This window comes from Pirellulales bacterium, from assembly GCA_019636335.1.
Lineage (GTDB): Bacteria > Planctomycetota > Planctomycetia > Pirellulales > JAEUIK01 > JAHBXR01.
On the sequence record JAHBXR010000009.1, the window covers coordinates 103,928 to 123,446 of the forward strand.

General features: G+C 64.8%; 16 protein-coding genes. 10 read left to right on the forward strand and 6 right to left on the reverse strand.

The features are described from left to right. Positions 1-154: 154 nt before the first annotated feature. Positions 155-1,462 carry a beta-lactamase family protein gene (locus KF708_11115; protein MBX3413229.1) on the reverse strand — a complete coding sequence of 436 codons (1,308 nt, stop codon included), beginning with the start codon at positions 1,460-1,462 and terminating at the stop codon, positions 155-157. A gap of 436 nt (positions 1,463-1,898) precedes the next feature. Here KF708_11115 and KF708_11120 point away from each other — a divergent pair, with 436 nt between their 5' ends. Next, a complete protein-coding gene (locus KF708_11120; protein MBX3413230.1) occupies positions 1,899-2,963 on the forward strand; it encodes a terpene cyclase/mutase family protein in 1,065 nt (354 codons plus the stop codon). Positions 2,964-3,083: 120 nt separating this feature from the next. Here the strand turns inward: KF708_11120 and KF708_11125 are convergent, their stop codons facing one another. After that, positions 3,084-3,752 carry a nitroreductase family protein gene (locus KF708_11125; GenBank protein ID MBX3413231.1) on the reverse strand — a complete coding sequence of 223 codons (669 nt, stop codon included), beginning with the start codon at positions 3,750-3,752 and terminating at the stop codon, positions 3,084-3,086. Positions 3,753-3,963: 211 nt separating this feature from the next. Here KF708_11125 and KF708_11130 point away from each other — a divergent pair, with 211 nt between their 5' ends. Together KF708_11130 and KF708_11135 are read left to right on the forward strand one after the other, a co-directional pair. Then, positions 3,964-6,906 carry a c-type cytochrome gene (locus KF708_11130; protein ID MBX3413232.1) on the forward strand — a complete coding sequence of 981 codons (2,943 nt, stop codon included), beginning with the start codon at positions 3,964-3,966 and terminating at the stop codon, positions 6,904-6,906. A gap of 84 nt (positions 6,907-6,990) precedes the next feature. After that, positions 6,991-8,361, forward strand: coding sequence for an MATE family efflux transporter (locus tag KF708_11135; GenBank protein ID MBX3413233.1), 1,371 nt, complete (start codon positions 6,991-6,993; stop codon positions 8,359-8,361). Positions 8,362-8,435: 74 nt separating this feature from the next. On the opposite strand, the gene KF708_11140 is transcribed toward KF708_11135, so the two are convergent. Next, positions 8,436-9,314 (reverse strand): EamA family transporter, encoded by an 879-nt coding sequence (locus KF708_11140; protein MBX3413234.1) that lies wholly within the window; start codon positions 9,312-9,314, stop codon positions 8,436-8,438. Positions 9,315-9,574: 260 nt separating this feature from the next. Here KF708_11140 and KF708_11145 point away from each other — a divergent pair, with 260 nt between their 5' ends. The 4 genes from KF708_11145 (at position 9,575) to KF708_11160 (ending at position 13,902) form a co-directional block, all read left to right on the forward strand. Continuing rightward, on the forward strand, positions 9,575-11,194 hold the full coding sequence (locus KF708_11145) for an NAD(P)/FAD-dependent oxidoreductase (GenBank protein ID MBX3413235.1): 1,620 nt from the start codon (positions 9,575-9,577) through the stop codon (positions 11,192-11,194). Between the two features lie 49 nt (positions 11,195-11,243). Next, on the forward strand, positions 11,244-11,567 hold the full coding sequence (locus KF708_11150) for a hypothetical protein (protein MBX3413236.1): 324 nt from the start codon (positions 11,244-11,246) through the stop codon (positions 11,565-11,567). Next, complete coding sequence (locus KF708_11155) at positions 11,539-11,859, forward strand: hypothetical protein (protein ID MBX3413237.1); 321 nt, start codon at positions 11,539-11,541, stop codon at positions 11,857-11,859. The genes KF708_11150 and KF708_11155 overlap by 29 nt, the downstream gene beginning before the upstream one ends. Before the next feature lie 210 nt (positions 11,860-12,069). Next, a complete protein-coding gene (locus KF708_11160) occupies positions 12,070-13,902 on the forward strand; it encodes an acyl-CoA dehydrogenase family protein (protein MBX3413238.1) in 1,833 nt (610 codons plus the stop codon). Positions 13,903-14,196: 294 nt separating this feature from the next. Here KF708_11160 and arfB read toward each other — a convergent pair whose 3' ends face one another. Further along, a complete protein-coding gene (arfB, locus tag KF708_11165) occupies positions 14,197-14,622 on the reverse strand; it encodes an aminoacyl-tRNA hydrolase (GenBank protein MBX3413239.1) in 426 nt (141 codons plus the stop codon). 130 nt (positions 14,623-14,752) lie between these two features. Between arfB and KF708_11170 the strand changes: the two genes are divergently transcribed. Beyond that, positions 14,753-16,198, forward strand: a complete 1,446-nt coding sequence (locus KF708_11170; protein MBX3413240.1) for a PQQ-like beta-propeller repeat protein — start codon at positions 14,753-14,755, stop codon at positions 16,196-16,198. 1 nt (position 16,199) lies between these two features. Here the strand turns inward: KF708_11170 and KF708_11175 are convergent, their stop codons facing one another. Then, positions 16,200-17,015, reverse strand: coding sequence for a sugar phosphate isomerase/epimerase (locus KF708_11175; GenBank protein MBX3413241.1), 816 nt, complete (start codon positions 17,013-17,015; stop codon positions 16,200-16,202). Between the two features lie 327 nt (positions 17,016-17,342). Here KF708_11175 and KF708_11180 point away from each other — a divergent pair, with 327 nt between their 5' ends. After that, on the forward strand, positions 17,343-18,521 hold the full coding sequence (locus tag KF708_11180) for an LptF/LptG family permease (GenBank protein ID MBX3413242.1): 1,179 nt from the start codon (positions 17,343-17,345) through the stop codon (positions 18,519-18,521). Positions 18,522-18,583: 62 nt separating this feature from the next. Further along, on the forward strand, positions 18,584-18,832 hold the full coding sequence (locus tag KF708_11185; protein ID MBX3413243.1) for a hypothetical protein: 249 nt from the start codon (positions 18,584-18,586) through the stop codon (positions 18,830-18,832). Between the two features lie 17 nt (positions 18,833-18,849). Here the strand turns inward: KF708_11185 and KF708_11190 are convergent, their stop codons facing one another. Beyond that, the gene (locus KF708_11190) at positions 18,850-19,506 is read right to left on the reverse strand and encodes a hypothetical protein (protein MBX3413244.1); all 657 of its coding nucleotides are present in this window, start codon (positions 19,504-19,506) and stop codon (positions 18,850-18,852) included. Positions 19,507-19,519: the final 13 nt, after the last annotated feature.

The following is a 19,519-nucleotide window of genomic DNA, read 5'->3' on the forward strand; positions in this document are numbered from 1 at the left end:
GTGGCGCGCGGCGGCAGGCCAGGGGCAACGTGCGGGCCCATCCACCCCGTGGGGCAACTATGAGCCGAACCAAATACACCCGCGTCTTGCGATCGGTGCCATTATGCTTCGACAAATCAGGCCGGGAAGAGCGGGCCCCGGCATTTTGCCGGTCTCACGGGGCGGCCACCGGTTCGAGCAACGACTGGAACACCAGTTTTTGCAGTTCCTGAACATAAAGCTGCGTGGCGGGCATGAACTGCGTCATCGCCACGCAGACGAGATTCTCGCGCGGGGCGATGAAGAACTGCGTACTGGCGGCTCCACCCCAGCCATAGGCCCCGACCGAGCCGGCGGGTTCGTTCTTCCCCTGGGCCACGCGCACGGAAAAGCCCAGCCCGAAGCCCATGTTCGGCATCGGCAGCGGCCCCAGCGCAATCGGCACCAGCTCGTCGGGCAGTTGATTCTCGGTCATCATGGCCACGGTTTCCGGCTTCAAGATGCGCGCGCCGTCGAGCTCGCCGCCATTCAGCATCATCTGGCAAAAGCGCAGATAATCATCGGCGGTCGAGACCAGCCCCCCGCCCCCCGAGAGGAACGCCGGCTTCGTGGCAAACTGGCTGGTGGCGGCCGGATCGATCGGCTTCAACTTCGTCTCGCCCCCCGGCCCGTAGTTCACCGTCATGCGAGCGAGCTTTTCGGACGGAACATAAAACGCCGTGTCGGTCATCTTGAGCGGCGTGAAGATACGTTCCTGCAAATATTCATCGAGCGGCTTGCCCGACAGCTTCTCGATCAGCTTGCCCTGCACGTCGACCGAGATGCTGTACATCCACTTGTCGCCGGGCTGCGCGGCCAGCGGCAGCTTCGAGAGCTTCTCGAGCATCTCGTCGAGCGTCTGGTCGCGATCCAGAACTTTCGCGTCGCGATACAGGGCATCGACCGGCGAAGCGGGAAAGATCCCATACGCCAGGCCCGACGTGTGCCGCATCAGGTCGCGAATCGTGATCGGCCGCTCGAGCGCCGCGAGTTGTACCGCCCCCTCCTTCTTGCCCGCGTAGACCTTCAGATCGCCTAGCTCGGGCAGATACTTCGACACGGGATCGTCGAGCTGGAAGCGTCCCTCGTCGTACAACGTCATCAGCGCGGCGCTGGTGATCGGCTTGCTCATCGAGTAGATGCGGAAGAGCGCGTCGCGCGTCATGGGTTTGTCCGCCTCGCGATCCAGCTTGCCGTAGACGCCGGCGTGCGCGACTTTCCCTTCGCGAGCAATCAGCACGACGATGCCGGCCAGCTTCTGTTTATCGACGTACGACTGCATGGCCTCGTCGATCGCGGCGAGCTTTTCCTCCGAGAGACCCACTTCCGACGGCGGCGCGGCGGGCAGGGCATCTTCCGCCTGCGCGGCGCCCGCCCCCAGGCAACACGTTAAAACGAACGCACCCACGTAGAACCAACGAACGCGAACCGAGGTGACGAACATCGCGAGATACTCCGCTAACCGGGCCGCCTGGGCGGGGAATTGGGTAAAAAACGAGCAAACCGGTGGCCTATCGTATCAGCCCCCCCCGCGGTCCGCACGCCTGCGGGCTGGGTGGTGTCGAAAACATCGTCAGGTGGTCGGTTGCAGCGCCAAAAAGTGGCGCGCCGGCGTCGGATTCCTGTCCGCCCCCCCGCCCGAGAGGAGGGGATCGGTCGGGGGCAAAGATTGACGTTCCGACGCGCGTCTGTTCCGCTAGAGAATGTATTCCCAGCCAATCGATCAGCTACGGAACGAATCAGAGCTCAGAGGATTCGCGATCATGTCCACGGTTACTCCTCCGTCTTCGTCCCAGGTCGCGGCACGTCGCTCCGTGCGAGTCGCGCGGCGCCTGACTTATCTGACGCTGGCCCTGGTGTGCAGTTGCAGCCTCTCTCCTTTGCGCGAGTCGCAGGGAGCCGATCAGGGAGTCGATGCGAAGCAATTCGCCGAAACCGTGGAGCGCGGCATCCAGTTCCTGTCGAAGACGCAGGGGGCGGATGGTTCGTTCAGCCGCCAGGCGGGCATTGGTCCCACGGCGCTGGCCGTGCTGGCGCTGTTGCGCAACGGCCGCACGCCGGACGATCCCCGCGTGGCGAAGGGACTCGAGTATCTGGCCAGCATGGTGCAGGAAGATGGCTCGATTCATCCGCGGGGGAGCCGTCTGGCCAACTACGAGACGTGCATCGCGGCGACCGCGTTCCAGGCCGCGAATGCCGACGGCCGCTACGACCAGGTTCTCGACGGCGCGGTGACGTTCTTGCGCGGCGTCCCCTGGGACGAAAAGAAGGGCCGCGACAAGTCCGACGTCTACTACGGCGGCGCCGGCTACGGCGGCGATTCGCGTCCCGACTTGTCGAACACGGCCTTCCTGGTCGACACGCTGCGCGAGTGTGGCGCCGACAGCGACGACGAAGCCATACAACGGGCGCTGGTCTTCATCTCGCGCTGCCAGAACCTCGAGAGCGAGCACAACACGACGCAGTTCGCGGCGAAGACGAACGACGGCGGATTCTACTACACCTGCGCCCTCGACGAGCAAGACCTGCAGCGCGAGGGAGCCGCCGGTGGGTTGCGCAGCTATGGCGGCATGACCTACTCGGGGCTGAAGAGCATGCTCTACGCCGGTCTCGCGGCCGACGATCCCCGCGTCAAGGCCGCCGTGGGTTGGATCAGCCAGAACTACGACGTCACGAGCAATCCCGGCATGGGGGACGCCGGTCTCTTCTACTACTACCACACGTTCGCCAAGGCACTGGCCGCGCTGGGCGAAAGCGAAATCACCGATGCCGCGGGCAAGAAGCACGACTGGCGCGCGGAACTCGTCGCCGAGCTGGCCAACCGGCAGAACGAGAATGGCTCGTGGGTCAACGAGAATAGCCGCTGGCTCGAAGGGGACCCGAACCTGGTGACATCCTTCTCGCTCATCGCACTCTCCTACTGCCGACCAGAAGCCGGGAAGTAGCCGAGCGGTTTCGCTCGAAAGGGGACCGCTCATCACGCGCGGCTATCCACAATCGCAATATCTCCGCGCGGGCAAAATGCGTTTGCCTGCGCGACTCTGCCATGTCCCTGCTTGTGCGGCTCACTCCTCCAGCAACACCACGTTGGTTTCCAGCGGCTCGCGAGTTTGCCTTGTACGGTTGGCCGGCACGCTCGCGTCTTCATAGCCGAACGACACGCCACACAAGATCCGCAAGTCGTCGCGAATGCCCAGCTCGCGGCGAATGATGTGGTGGTATTGGCGCAAGCTGGCCTGGGGGCAGCTCGACACGCCGCGCGCCCATAGCGCCAGCATCAGCGTCTGCACGTACATGCCCACGTCGAGGGCCACGCCCAGGCCATAGTGCTGTTCCATCGTGACGATGGCCACGTGCGGGGCGTCGAAGAACTCGAAGTTGCGCAGCATCGCCTTTGCCCGTCCCGGCTGGTCCCCTCGCTCGATCCCCATCTCGCGGAACATCGTCACGGCGCACTCGACCTGCAACCGGCGGTAATCGCCAGGAAATGTATCGACCGGATCCTGCGGATCCCCCATGTCCCCCGACTCGATCGCCGAGACCAGTGCGCGGCGCAAGCGTTCGCAGCGGGGCCCCGAGGCGACGAACACCCGCCACGGTTGCACATTGCAATTCGACGGAGCCCGCTGCGCCAGCTCGAGCGCCTCGGTCAACAACGGCTTCGGCACCAGGCGGTCGGGATAAAAGCCGCGCACGCTGCGCCGCTCGCGGATCGTAAGGTCAAGGTCGTACATGCGTCTGGATCCAGATTCTAAGGAAGGGCCGCCAACCCTCGCGCGGTTGGACCACGCCCGATGGCACGACTATGCTAACCAAGTCGTTTCGCACGAACCACCAGCCAAACATATGCCAACGCTCCTCGCTCGCCATGAATCGTCTCTGGATGGCACTACTGGCTCGTCCAGCAGTGGCTGCTCGACCTTTACACGGCTGAGCAAGCCAGCAGTGCCACACGTCCTGCTTGCTCTTTTGATCCTGCTATTGCTCACGACGAGCGCCCACGCCCAGGGCTATCCCCCCGAGGAGGCCGCACGCCGCATGACGCTGCCCGCGGGAGTCGTGGCCGAACCCTTTGCCGCCGAGCCGATGGTGCGACAGCCGGTGGCCATCGAGTTCGACGAGCGCGGCCGGTTGTGGGTCATCCAGTATTTGCAGTATCCGAATCCGGCCGGCCTCGAGCGCGTCAGCGTCGACCGCTACTCGCGCACGGTCTACGACCGCGTGCCCGAGCCTCCGCCGCGGGGTCCGCAAGGGGCCGATCGCATCACGATCCTCGCAGACACCGACGGCGACGGCCGCGCCGATTGCGAGAAAGATTTTGTCGCGGGACTGAATCTCGCCAGCGGTCTGGCCTTCGGTCACGGCGGCGTCTATGTGCTGCAGGTGCCCTATCTGCTCTATTACGCCGACAAGAATCGCGACGACGTCCCCGACGGCGATCCGCAGGTGTTGCTCACCGGCTTCGGCATGGAAGACGCCCACTCGGTGGCGAACTCGCTCCTCTTCGGTCCCGACGGCTGGCTCTACGGGGCGCAAGGCAGCACGGTCACGGCCAACATCCGCGGCATCGAGTTTCAACAAGGGGTCTGGCGGTACCATCCGCCGACCGATCGCTTCGAGCTCTTCTACGAAGGAGGCGGCAACACCTGGGGAGTCGATTTCGACGCCGAGGGAAACCTTTTCGCCAGTACGAATCTCGGCGGCTACATCGGCGTCCACGGCATGCAGGGGGCCTATTACTGGAAGAGCTTCGGCAAGCATGGCGCACTGCACAATCCGCACGCGTATGGCTTCTTCGACCACATGCCGCACGAAAACTTTGTCGGCGGCCATGTGACTGTCGGCGGCATCGTCTACCAGGGAAATACACTCCCCTGGCTGCGTGGCAAGTACGTCAACGGCGATCTGCTGGGGCATGCCGCCTACTGGAACAATCTCGAACGCGCGGGCTCCACCTTTCGCTCGCAACACGGCGGCAAGCTGCTGCTGGCCGGCGACACCTGGTTCGCCAACAGCGACGTGACGAGCGGCCCCGACGGCTCGATCTATCTCACCGACTGGCACGACGCCCGCACCGCCCACCCCGACCCCGACGCCGAGTGGGATCGGCGCAACGGCCGCATCTATGCCCTGCGCGCGAAGGACGCGCCGCGCGTGCCGGCCTTCGATCTGGGGGAGCTATCGAGCCTGGAGCTGGTCGATCATCTCGCGCACGAGAACAACTGGTACGTCCGCGCCGCGCGACGGCTTCTGGCCGCACGGCAAGACAAGTCGGTCCTGTCCGCCTTGCTCGAAAAGTTCCGCGCCGCGGACACGGCGCCTCAGGCCCTCGAATATGCCTGGACCATTCAGGCCTGTGGTGGCCTGGATGAATCGCTGCTTGTGGAACTACTCGTACACGGGGAGCCGATGGTGAGATACTGGGGCGTGCGCTTCATCGGCGACGACCATGCGAAGAATGCCGAACTGACGGGAAAGCTCGCTGAACTGGCGGCGCGCGAGCCCGACGTGCGCGTCCGCGCGCAACTCGCCTGCACCGCGCGACGCTTGCCGCTTGAAGCCTCGCTGCCCCTGCTCGAGTCTCTCGCCGCGCATGCCGAAGACGCCAGCGATCCTTTCGTGCCGCTGCTGCTCTGGTGGGCCCTCGAAACGCAATTTTCTCGCGAGCCTGTTATCGTCGTCGAACGCTTCGCACAACCGGCGATCTGGAGCTCGGCCCTCGCGCGTCGCGAGCTATTGCCGCGGCTCGTGCGCCGCTGTGCCGCCGAGGGGGAGACCGGGCTCCTTCTCGCCACGCATTTGATCACCTCGGCCCCCGATGACGAGGTTCGACTCGCGCTCTTCGAGTCTCTCGGCGATGCGCTCGCCGGTCCCCCCCTCACGCGCGTTCCCGTCGCGCTGGCCGAACAAATCGAACGACTTTGGAACAAGGACGCCAATCGCGTGCGTCTGGCAACAGCCGCCGCGCGACTGGGCTATCCGCCTGTATTCGACTGGCTCCGCGATCAGACCCTCGACGTCTCCGCAGCCGAAGCAGCACGCACCAATGCTATCGAATTACTCGCGGCACTCGGCGCGCAGCAAAAAGTCGTCCACGTGCTCCTGGCGATCGCCCTCAACGACGAGACGGGCAACGTCCGGCTCGCCGCCACACGAGGTCTAGCCCGCTTCGACGACGGACAGGTCCGTGACGCACTCATCGCACAGTACTCTGACTTCGACCCCACTCAACAGGCGGCCGCGCGCGAGGTCCTCTTCGGCCGCGCCGATTGGGCTCTCGCTTTTCTCGCCGGGGTGACCGCTGGCCGCCTCTCCGCCGCCGACGTGCCGACCGACGAGCTCTCGCGACTGGCCCTCCATCAGCGTGCCGACCTCGACGAGCTCGTCGAGAAGCATTGGGGCCGCATCGGCGCCGCCGCGCCCGAGGAACGCCTGGCCGATGTTCGCCGCCTGAACAACGATCTCCGCGCCGCCGCCGGCGACGCTTCGAACGGCCGCCTCCTGTTCCGCGAACATTGCGGCAAGTGTCACACGCTCTTTGGTGAAGGAACGAAGCTGGGCCCCGACCTCACGACCGCCAACCGCCAGGATCGACAGTATCTGCTCACAAGCATCGTCGATCCCAGCACGGTCGTGCGTAAGGAATACCTCGGCTCGATCGTCGCCACTACCGATGGCCGCATTCTGACCGGTCTCGTCGCCGAGGAGACGCCCGTCGCGCTGACCCTCATCGATGGAGAAAACCGCCGACACACGATCGGCCGTGCCGAGATCGACTCGGTCGAGCCCTCGACGACGTCTCTCATGCCCGAGCGCCTGCTCGAGAAGCTCACCCCACAGCAATTGCGCGATCTGTTTGCCTACTTGCAGGCGACCGAGCCACCCTAGCGGCGAACCTTCGTCCGTTGGTGTTGTCTCTTCTCCATGCTCCGCACACGCGCGCAGACCGTCTCGCAGGAACCGCCTTGTCCCGTGTCCACCTCGCGCGCACCAGTCTCCTTAGCCGACAGCCAGGGCACGCTCCGCCCCATGCTGCGGCTGGCGCTCCCCGTGCTGGCCGAGCAATCGCTCGTGATGCTCGTGGGACTCTCCGACCAGATGCTCACGGGCCGCTATTTCGGCGAGGCGCATCTGGCGGCCATCAACCTGATGGTCTACTTGCTCTGGATGCTCGCCAGTCTGTCGGTGGTGATCGGCATCGGCGCCACGGCGATGACGGCGCGCTTTGTGGGGGCGAAGGAGTTCGCCTCGGCACGGCATCTCACCAATCAGGCGATCTTGCTCGGCGCGTGCCTGTCGATCGTCGTCACCATCGCCGGATTGTGTGGCAAAGACGCGCTCATCTCCGTCATGCAGTTGCGCGGGGAAGCGGCGGCGCTGGCGTCGCATTTCCTCGGCTTCATCTTTCCGGTGCTGCCGTTCCTGATGCTCACCTCGGTGGGTACCGCCTGTCTGCGCGGCGCGGGAGACATGACGGCCGGCCTGCTCACGATGGCCCTGGTGAACGTCGTCAACATCGCCGTGAGCTGGTCGCTCGTGTTGGGTTTGGGCCCGCTTCCCAAGCTGGGTTGGACGGGACTCGCCGTCGGCACCGCCACCGGCTACGTGGTGGGAGGCCTCGTGATGATCGGACTCCTCGTCGCGGGACGCAGCGGCCTGCGCCTCTCACCCCGCTTGCTGAAACCCGACCTGCCGCTGGTCCGCCGGCTGCTGCGCGTCGGCATTCCCGGCGGCATGGACAGCCTGTCGGTCATCGCCTGCCAGCTCTGGTTCGTGGCGATCATCAACCGCCTGGGAGACGAGGCGGCCGCCGCGCATGGCGTGGCCATCCGCATCGAGTCGCTGGCCTACCTGCCGGGCCTGGCGTTTCACGTGGCGGCCGGCACGCTCGCCGGGCAGTTTCTCGGCGCGCACGATTTCCGCCGCGCGCGCCGCAGCGTGCTCATGGCCTGTCTCGTCGGCGGAGGAATCGTCGCCTCGGCCGGCGCGCTCATGTTCGTCGAGGCCTATCCGCTGGCTCGATTCTTCTTGAGCGCCAAACAATCCGAAGTCGCCACGACCGCCGCCGGCCTGCTGCGGATCGTCTCGGTCATCATGCCGGCCTTCGCCCTGGTGATGATCTTGAGCGGCGCCCTGCGCGGAGCGGGCGATACGCGTTGGCCGCTGTTCATCACCTGGATCGGCTATCTCGGCGTGCGCATGCCGCTCGCGTATCTGTTCACCGGCTACCTGCTCTGGGGCGTGCGCGGCGCCTGGTACGCCATGGTCGCCGACATCAGCCTACGCTGCCTGCTCGTCTCGTACCGCTTCTGGCACGGCGGCTGGCAACGCGTGCAGGTTTAAACTTTGCCGAGTCTTGGGACGGATTTTGAACCAGTCGTAGTTAAATACTTTGTATCACGCACGGGTTGCGTAACCTACGCGCGTTCAGCTCGCAGATAGCGCCACGCCAACCCGGCAAAGATCATCCCTCCGCCGACCATCGTCCACCAGGCGGGCGCCTCGCCACTGGCGAGAAACACCCACACCGGCATCACGATCGGCTCGATCAAACCGATGCCCGACGCCTCTTGTCCCGAGATCCCGCGCAGCCCGCGCGCGAAGCAGAGATACGGGATCGCCATCTGCACAATGCCGAACGCCGCCAGCACGAAGAACTGCCAAGTGCTCGGCACGATACCGAGCGATAAGACATACGGCGCGAGCACTGCCGCCGACACCAGCAGATTGAGCGCCACGAGCCAAGCGCCATTCTCGTGCCGCAATCCGCGCAAAGAGATAATCACCCCCGAGTAAAAAATGCCGGCCGCCAGCCCGAACGCCACTCCCATTCGCGCGCCGCCGCCAAGCTCGTGGTAAAGTATCAACCCAACTCCGCACGCCGCGGCGACGATCGGCACCGTATTCCGCCGATCCAGCGGATCGATCCGCAACACCAGCCCGATCAAGAAGACCCACAAGGGCGCGGTGCATTGCAGCCAGATGGCGTTGGCCGCGGTGGTCAGGGTCATCGCCGTGAGAAACGACGCGTTCATGCCCGCGAACGACAGCGTCATCGGCACGAGCCACGGCGTCCAGCGCGGTCGCCGTACGAAGGGAAGTAGAAACAACCCCGCGAACAGCGCGCGCCAGAACCCCAGCAAGGGACCGCGCGCGTCGAGCGGCCAATCGTCGAACACGCCCGACTTGGCGAACACGCCGCTCATGCTCCACAACAGCGCCGCGGCAACGATCCACCACCGCGCGGGACGCGGGCTCACCTCGCCGGTCGGTTCCGATGCTTTACGTTCGCTCATGGCACGCTATCATCGCCGGCCGCCGCCGGCTGTCCAGCCGCACGGTCGTACGCCCGGCGCACCACACCGGGCAGGGTCGAATAACTCCGGTCGCGACGATTGTGTCGGCTTGCCTTCCGCGCCAGGCCGCGCGACATCCAGGCAGCGGCAGTTCCACTGATCTCCTGCCCGGTGCTTGAGCGATGCTTCGAGAAGAGATCCGCCGCCGTCCCCCCACGACGCGACCTCGCCTGCAATCGAATCCCAGGTCAGACCGACACATGGCAGAAGCAACTCGTTCCGATTGCATCATCATCGGCGGCGGGCACAACGGCCTCGTGGCCGCCGCCTATCTGGCTCGCGCCGGCAAACGCGTCACCGTGCTCGAACGCCGCCACGTGCTCGGGGGCGCCGCCACGACCGAAGAGTTGTGGCCCGGCTTCAAGGTCTCGCCCGCCGCCTACGTCATCAGCCTTTTCCCGCCGAAGATCATCGAAGAGCTGCGCCTGCGACAGTACGGCCTGGCGATCCTGCCGCGCAATCCCTCGTCGTTCACGCCGCTGGAAGATGGGCGCAGCCTGCTGATGGGCCCCGACGCCGAGTTGAATCGCCGCGAAATCGCCAAGTTCAGCCAGCACGACGCCGAGGCTTATCCCCGCTACGAGGCGCTGTTGGATCGCGTCTCGCGGGCGATCGATCCGGTACTCGCTGAGACCGCCCCCGACCTGTTGCCACTCGGACGCGACTGGCGCAAGATCGGCACGCGCAAACGACTGGCCGACGCGAAGAAATTATGGCAGCTCTATCGCGTGGCCGGCACGCTCGGCGCCGACATGCCCGAGGCGATCGAGATCCTCACCGGCGCCGCCAGACCGATTCTCGACCGCTGGTTCGAGTCCGACGTGCTCAAGGCCACGCTGGCCACCGACGCCATCATCGGCGCGTTCGCCTCGATCTCCACCCCGGGCAGCGCCTATGTCCTCTTGCACCACGTGATGGGCGAGGCCGGCGGCGCGCGAGGCGTGTGGGGCTACGTCCAGGGAGGCATGGGCGCCTTGTCGACCGCCATCGAAGGGGCCTGCCGCGATCTCGGCGTGGCGATTCGCCGCGAGGCCGAGGTAACCCGCATTGTCACAAGCGACGGGCGCGTGCGCGGCGTGCTGCTGGCCGATGGCACTCAGCTTGAAGCCAACGTCGTCGCCTCGAGCGTCGATCCCCACTGGACCTTCGAGCGTTTCCTCGCCCCCGACGATCTACCTGCCGATTTTCGCGCCGCGGTCTCGCGCATCGATTACTCCTCCGCCTCGGCCAAGATCAACCTGGCGCTCGCCGAGCCCCCTGACTTCCTCGCCCAGCCGGGCAACACGATCGGTCCGCACCATCACGGCACGATGCACATCGGGCCGAGCCTCGACTACCTCGAACGCGCCTTCGACGATGCCAAGTACGGCCGGCCGAGCCACGAGCCAATCCTCGAGATGACCCTGCCCACGAGCGTCGATCGCACGATCGCCCCCGAGGGGCGGCACATCCTGTCGATCTTCGTGCAGTACGCCCCCTACAAGCTGGCCGAAGGAACCTGGGACGAGCGCAAAGAGGCCTTTGCCGATCGCTGCATCGAGGTCCTCGCCCGTTACGCCCCCAACGTCCCGGGCGCGATCCTGCACCGGCAGATCCTCTCGCCGCTCGATCTGGAGCGCACGTTCCGCCTCACCGGCGGCAACATCTTCCAAGGGGCCATGACGTTGAATCAGCTCTTCGCCCTCCGCCCCGTCGCCGGCTGGGCCGATCATCGCACACCGGTCGAGGGCCTCTACCTGTGCGGCGCGGCCAGCCACCCCGGCGGCGGTGTGATGGGCATCTGCGGCCGAAACGCGGCGAACGTCATCCTGGCCGACTGATTCTCGATTCTTGCTCCGGCCATCGAACAAGACATAGAATGAAGACATCATGGCTAATTCGCACGCACCGGATAGCTCCGCCGATGGCTTGATCGTCTGCAAGGCTAAGGATCTCAATCCTGATGCCCGCGCATGGATTGCATCGATGGTCGGGCGTGAGTTGCGGGACGAAGACGAAGTCACCGTGACGGTTCCCAATCCTTCGCACCATCAGCTAGGTGATGAGCGTGCGCAAGCTCGCCGGCGGCTCCTTGCTTCGATGGAGCAACTGAGCGAGCGATTCAAGGACGTGCCTGACGACGAGATGGATGCCGTCCTGGATGAGGCGATGATTGACGCGTGTCTTGGGCTATACCCGGCTCCGACTGCGTAGCATCGCGAGCGCGGAGGAGATTGCCCGATTTCTCGACGACCTGGAACGTGCCGCCGAAATCGTCGAGCCGGCCAGCGTTGAATCCCTGGTCCCGCGGGATTCAGACGACGACCCAGTGATTGCAGGAGCCATTGCCGGACGTGCGGATGTGCTCTGTACGCGCGATCAGCACCTGTACGATACGACTGTATTGGAGTATTGCCAGACCTACGCGATTGAGGTCCTCGACGACGTCACACTCCTGGGACGCCTTCGCGACGACGAGGCCGCAGGAACGGCAGATCGGCCGTAGGTCGTGGATCTGCAAACCTTGGCGGCTTTGTGTCGAGATCCCCGCCTTGTGCCCCCCACCGCTGGTGGCGATAATCGGCCTTTCCCACGGATGGCCGCGACGCGGGGGTGCGGTCGCCGTCCGAATTCGTCTCTGTCCTGCCCGATTTCCGCCAGCGCTGGCCAGTTCGCCGCGCCAGCCCTCTTTTTTCGCTCGAGGAATTGAAAAACCATGAGTGCCACCGACCGTGAGAAGCAGATGGCCGAGGCCGAAGAGATCCTCGGCTCCGTCCCGCAGGAAATCGGGTTTGCCAAAGGGCTCTACTTTGGCCGCTACCTGAACCATCGCCTGCCGGCCTATCCCGATCTCACGGCCGACTCGGCGGTGAACGCCAAGGTCGACGAGCTACGTCGCTTCTGCGCCGAGAAGATCGACCCGGTGAAGATCGATCGCGAGTCGAAGATCCCCGATGACGTCGTGCGCGGCCTCGGTCAGCTCGGCGTGCTCGGCGCGTGCCTGCCGCTCGATGCCGGCGGACACGGCATGTCGCAGACTGCCTACTGCCGGCTGGTCGAAGTCCTGGGGGGCCACTGTGGCGGCACGGCGCTCTTCGTCAACGCGCACCATTCGATCGGCCCGCGGGCCATCGTCCTCTTCGGCACGCCCGAGCAACAGAAGAAGTACCTGCCCAAGCTCGCCACGGGCGAATGGCTGAGCGCCTTCGCGCTCACCGAGCCCGAGGCCGGCAGCGACGCGGCGAACGTGCAAACGCAGGCGGTTCCCTCTCCCGACGGCAAGGGCTATATCCTCAACGGCGGCAAGCGCTGGATCACCAACGGCGGCATCGCGCAGGTCTTGAGCGTGATGGCCCGCACGCCCGTTCCCGGCAGCAAAGACACGAAGATCACCTCCTTCCTCGTCACGCCCGACATGCCCGGCTTCGAGGTGCTCGAGGCCCGCATGGACAAGTGCGGCGTCCGCGGCAGCGCCACGGCGCGGTTGGCCTTCAAGGACATGTACGTGCCGAAGGAAAACATCCTCGGTGAGCTGGGCAAGGGGCTGCGAGTCGCGCTCACCGTGCTCGACTTCGGCCGCACCACGTTCGGCGCTAGTTGCACCGGCGCCGCCAAGTTCTGCGTGGCCAGGGCGGTCGAGCACGCCAATCGCCGCGTGCAGTTCGGCGAGACGCTCGGCTCCTTCGAGCTGGTCAAGGATAAAATCGCCTACATGGCCGCCGGCGCCTATGCCATGGAGTCGTGTACCTACGAAACGGCCGCCATGATCGACTCGGGCGAAGAAGACTTCATGCTCGAGACCGCCATGCTCAAGGTCTTTGCCACCGACACGCTGTGGCGGATCATCAACGACACGATCCAGATCTACGGCGGCAAGGCCTACTTCACCGACGAGCCCTTCGAACGCATGATGCGCGACGGCCGCATCAACATGATCGGCGAAGGGGCGAACGACGTCCTCCGCGTCTTCATCGCCCTGGTCGGCATGCGCGACGTGGGCATGGAGCTCAAGGGCATCCTCGACGCCCTCCTCAGCCCGATCGGCAACCTCGGCAAGCTCAGCGGCTTCGCCGGACGACGCCTCGCCACGATGCTCACTTCGCCCGAAGTCCGCGTACGAAACAGCGCCCTCGACGAAGACGCCCATCGCCTGGGGACCCTCACGGGCCTCTTGGGCTCGAATGTCGAACGGCTCTTGCGCCGCTATCAGGAATCAGTCCTCGATCGACAGTACCTGCTCGGGCGGATCGCCGATTCGGCCACCGAGATCTACGTCTCGGCCTGCGTGCTCGCGCGGCTCGATCGCCTGATGGGAGATCACCATATCCCCGAGGGGGAACGTCGCCACGAACTCGAAACGGCCCGCTATTATCTCAAGACCGCCGAGCGCCGTATCCGCAAGAACTTTGCCGACCTGTGGGACAACGACGACGAAGCGACGACCGACATCGCCAACCGCTGGCTGAAGGGGGTCGAACCAACGCCCGAGGCCGAGGCGGTCACGGCGACCACTACAAACGGGCACGGCAACAACCACGGCCACCACTAGATCACGTAGGCATCACGTCGGGTAGCACAGACGATTTTCCGCACAACGTTTGCTCAAGTCGGAAAATCGTCCGTGTCGCGCAGCGACAAGAGGTGTGGTTGGCGGCCAAGAATTCCGCTGAACACAAGAGAGTCGCGGGTAGAAGTGGCACAGGCTGCTAGCCTGTGCCGATCACCAATTGATCCGCGCTGAGCTCAACTCTCCGCCCACCGGCTGACAGCCGGTGCCACCGTCGATGAAGTCGCTAACCGACATTTTTTTCAGGCAACTAAGCTCGGGCGAATCGCTCGGCAGCTACTCCTCCGAACCCGGCCGATCACGGCGCGTCTGCTTCTTGCGCGACTGAGCCTGTTTAGAATCGAGCCGTCGAGCCACGGCCGCGCGCGACGGTTTTGTCGGCCGCCGTTTGCGCGGCGGCACCGCCACGCTAGCGAGCATCTCGCGCAGCTTGTACAGACAATCGTCCACATTGCGTCCTTGGTCGCGATAGCGTTGGCTGCTGATCACCAGGTGCCCCTCGGTCGTCAGACGCGAGCCAAACTTCGTCTCGAAGCGCTCGCGCACGTCGGGGGGCAAGGCCGCGCTGCGGCGCGCGTCCCAGCGCAGCACCGCCTTCGAGTTCACTTTGTTCACGTTCTGCCCGCCCGGGCCCGAGCTACGCGCGTAGGTGAACTCCAGTTCCTCGGTCGGAATCGTGATGCGGGGTGAGACGCGTAGCATGGCAACGGAACAACTGGCCGGTCGGTGCGCAACTCCAGTATAGTGTAATCGAATCGTGTCCGATCGCGGGCACGCGCGTCACCTACCTGTGGATCGCGGTCCTGTGAAAGACGGCCCCGCGCAACAATCGATGCCAGCAACGCTCGTATTCGCCCTGATTCTGGCGGGCTGTGGTGCTCCGCCCGGCAACACCGCTCCCCCCAGCGATGCCACGCAAACCAAGACCAGCTCCGCGCCGGCGAGCGCCACAATCGCATTGCCCGAGGATCTCGGCACGCGCAAAGCAGGCGAGGATTGGCCCTGTTTTCTCGGCCCCACGCACGACAGCCGCTCGAGCGAGACGGGGCTCGTCACCCCCTGGCCGCGCACCGGTCCTCCCGTCCTCTGGCACCGCCGGCTCGGCACCGGCTACGGCGCGCCCACCATCAGCCGCGGACGGCTCTTTGTCTTCGATCGCGTGGGAGACTTCGCGCGGCTCGCCTGCTGCGAGAGCGAGACGGGCAAGGAACTCTGGAAGTTCGAATACCCGACCGCCTACGAAGATCTGTATGGCTACAACAACGGTCCGCGCTGTTCGCCGGTGGTCGATGGCGACCGCGTCTATCTCTACGGCGCCGAGGGGATGCTCCACTGCCTGAACATCGTCGATGGTTCGCTGCGTTGGAAGGTCGACACCACGCGCGACTACAACGTCGTGCAAAATTTCTTCGGCGTCGGCAGCACCCCCCTCCTCGAAGGCGACCTGCTGCTCGTGCAGGTGGGGGGCTCCGTGCCGGGCCGCGGCGACATCATGAGTGGCAACCTGCTGCCCAACGGCACCGCGCTCGTCGCCTTCGACAAGTTCACCGGCAAGGAGAAATACCGCACCGGCGACGAGCTGGCCAGCTACTCGAGCCCCATCGCCACGACTCTCGACGGCCGACGCTGGGGTTTTCTATTTGCCCGAGGCGGATTGCTCGGCTTCGATCCGGCCAGTGGTAAAGTCGACTTCCACTACCCATGGCGCGCCAAGATTGCCGAAAGCGTCAATGCCAGCACACCGGTCCTCGTCGGGAACCGCGCCTTCATTTCCGAATGCTACGGCCCCGGCAGCTCGCTGCTGCAATACAGCCCCGGAAAGTACGAACTGCTCTGGGCCGACGATCCCCGCCGCCGCGACAAAGCCATGCAAACGCACTGGAACACCTGCGTCTATCACGAAGGCGTGCTGTACGGTTCCAGCGGCCGGCACGCCGAAAACGCCGAACTCCGCGCCATCGATCTCGACACGGGCCAGGTACGCTGGAGCGAGCCCAACCTCTCGCGCTCGTCCCTGCTCTACGTCGACCGTCACTTCGTCTGCCTGACCGAATATGGCGAGTTGATCTTGCTGCGGGCCACACCTGAGAAGTTCGACGTCGTCTCGCACTCCCCCATTCTCGATCTGAAGGCAGGCGCCGGCGAGCTCGCCGAGCCGAGCCCGCAGCAACTGATCCGCTACCCCGCCTGGGCCGCGCCGATCCTCTCGCACGGGCTGATGTACATCCGAGACGAGAACCGGCTCGTCTGCTTGGAGCTGATTCCGGAGAAGAATTAGCTCAAGCCACTTGGCACGCCGAGAGATGGTGAAACGCGCGTTGCGTGTCGCGCAAGAGCAACGCATAGTCGGCGTTCTCGACCGCCTCGCCGAACAGCTCGACGTCGCAGTAGCCGTCGTAGCCCGCGGCGGCAAAGCCCGACAGGATTTCTTTCAGCGGTAACGCGCCCGTCCCCAGCGGGCAACGATTCTGCTCCGCGCCGGGTGTCTTGTGACTGTCGGCCAAATGCACGATCGACACGCGCGCGGCCAACTCGGGAATCCGCGCCAAAAGCTGTGGATGGTCGCCAAAGTGGTACGTGTCGAACGCCAGACGCACATAGTTCGCATCGAACGGCACCATCAACTCGAGCGTGTCGTCGAGACACGTGAGGAAGGTCCAGTCAGCGGCGTAGTTCACATGCATCGGCTCGATCGCCAACGGCACGTTCAATTCACCCGCCAGCGGCACCAGTTGAGCCAACGCGTCGCGAAACAATCGCCGGGCGTGGCCATGCGTATGGCCGCCGCGGCCACCAGTGTAGAGCACCAGGCAACCGGCCTTCATCGCGCCGGCCAGCCGGATCGCGTCGCGGGCATCGTCGACGCTGTCGCGAAACGAACGGCCGTCGCTCCCCGTGAAACCGCCCCCCCACAGCAGGTTCGAGACCGCCAAACCACTCTCTTCGAGCAGCTCGATCCCTTTTTCCTCGCCGAAGTCGGAAAGCTTCTGCCGCCACACGCCGATCGCGGGTATACCTGCCCGCGCGTAGTGCGCGACATCTTCTTCAAAGGACCACCGGTAGGTGGTCACTTCGTTCATCGACAGCCTGGCCATCCGTGTATGCTCCCTCGCTCCGTCCGGCACACGGCCGAACGAGCCGAGGGCGTAGTATGAAAAAAGAGTACGGCGCTGTAAAGCGACCCGCTAGCACGCCCCCCTCCCGAGCCTGCACCGCCGCGGAATTTTCCGGTGTTCTGGGGCACTTTCGCGCACCCACAAAAAAAGTTCGCCTCGCGCCACCCAGTTTGCCGGGCACGTCCCGATCACCCAGCTTATCAGTGGCGATTCTCTGGCTTGCCTTCCCCCCTCGTGCTGGCATTGGGCAGCCTGGACCGAAGTGATGTTGACCGTCGCAGGTCGCGCCGGGAGACTGTGCCCCCGATGCGACTACTCTCGCGCTATGTCCTGATCGAGGTCTCGAAGGTCTTCTTCGTTGCGCTGGCCTCGCTCACGTTGCTGCTGTTGATCGTGGGGGTGGTCCGCGAGGCGACCGATCAAGGGCTGGGCATCGGCCAGATTGTGCTGCTGCTCCCCTACATCCTGCCCGACGCCCTGCGCTTCACCGTGCCGGCGACGGTCCTCTTTGCCGTTTCGACCGTCTACGGCCGCATGGCCGGCTCGAACGAGATCGTGGCCATCAAGTCGCTCGGCATCAGTCCGATGACGGTCGTCTGGCCGACGCTCGTCCTGACGTTCCTGCTGAGCCTGTGTACCGTCTGGCTCAACGACCTGGCGGTCTCCTGGGGGCGCAACGGCATCCGCCGCGTGGCGATCGAGGCGGTCGAAGACATCGCCTACGGCATGCTGCGCACGCAGCGTTCCTACAGCTCGGAACGCTTCTCGATCAACGTGAAACGGGTCGAGGGGCGCAAGCTGCTGATGCCGACCCTCTCGTTTCACGGCAAGAAGCCGATGACGGTCATCGCCGAGGACGCCGAGCTCCGCTCCGACCCATCGCAGGGCCTTCTGAAGATCATCTGCCACAACTACACCGTCGAAGGGGGAGAGGAACTCCGTTTGCGCGATCCCGATGTCTTCGAGATCGAATTCCCGCTGCTCGACGCCAGCCGCGTCGATCGCAACGAAGAGGTCCCCTCGAAGCTCCCCATGTGGGTCTTTCGCGAGAAGATCGACAAGCAGATCGTGCGCGTCGAGGACCAGAAGCGCAAGATGGCCGCCCTGGCCGGCCTGCAATTGATGACGGGAGACTTCCCCGGCCTGGCCGGAAACGAATGGGCCGTGCAGAACGAGACCCTCAAGGCCTACAACGAGCAACTCCACCGCCTCTACACCGAACCGCAACGCCGCTGGGCCAACGGCTTCAGTTGCCTCTGCTTTGCCATGGTCGGCATTCCGCTGGCCGTCCGCCAGCGCAACGCCGACCTGCTCACCAGCTTCTTTCTCTGCTTCCTGCCCATCTTGATCGTCTACTACCCGTTCCTGGCGTTCAGCGTCGACGCCTCGAAACAAGGCGATTTGCCCCCGATCTCGATCTGGAGCGGCAACGTCGTGCTCGCCGCCGCCGGCGTCTACCTGTTCCGCTATGTCGTCCGGTACTGAGGCCCATCACTTACCCGGCGGGGCCAAACGGTTATCGCACACGACCTCGACAAGCTCGTTTCATGCCCCGACACGAACTCACGCTGCCCGAATTGGGACTGCCGCACATCACACCAACCGCCAGCGTATGGTTGGTCGAGAAAGGGAGCGAGGTGACGGTCGGCGACCGCTTGCTCGAGGTCCTCTGCGGTAGCGTAACGGTCGATTTATCCGCTCCGGCAAGCGGCGTGCTCGCCGAGATATGCGTGGAAGAAGACGAACCGCTCACAGTCGGGCAGGTGCTAGCCGTAATCGAGAGCGACGAGGAATAGACGAACCGCTCCTCGCTCTAACTTTTCACCAATTCCAGCGTCCCCCAAAGGCTCGGATCCGTATCGAACGGAAATCCATCGGGGCAACTGAAGATCTGCCGCCCCAGGGCATGATCGCGCACCAGATAGGTGAACCCCAACCGCGGATGTTCTACCGCCCCGAAGCCCGTCAGGGCGGCTGCTGGAATCAACACGTCCATCACGTAGCCGTCGACGCGGCGCTCGCTGCGCACCTGTAGCGAACGACTGGGCGCCTGGCGTGCATCTTCCTTCGCGCGATGGATGATGAGCTGCTCGACGTGCGGGTCCTCGCGACGCCCGCCGGCGCCGAACGGGATCGCCACGAAGCGATGGCAGAAACGGCTGGCGCGGTGGACGTTGTGCGTATCGCGGGTGTCGAGAAACAGTTCGACCCCGTCACATTCCGTCGGCCGGCCAAGATCGCACCGCGTGGGCAAGCGCTTGCCCGAAACGCGAATGTTGAACGCCAGGCCGGCATCGCTCCAGCCGGCGCGAACATCGGCAAAGGGCTCCTGCCCGTCCAGCTCGCAGAAGGCGGGCAGACGATGCTCGTCCCCCAACTGCGGACCCGCGTCGCTCCACAAACGGGGAGTGGGACGGCAGGGCGCCGACAGGCGGAACAGGAATCGGGATGGCAGCAGTTGTTCGCTCATGGTCTCGTCGCCA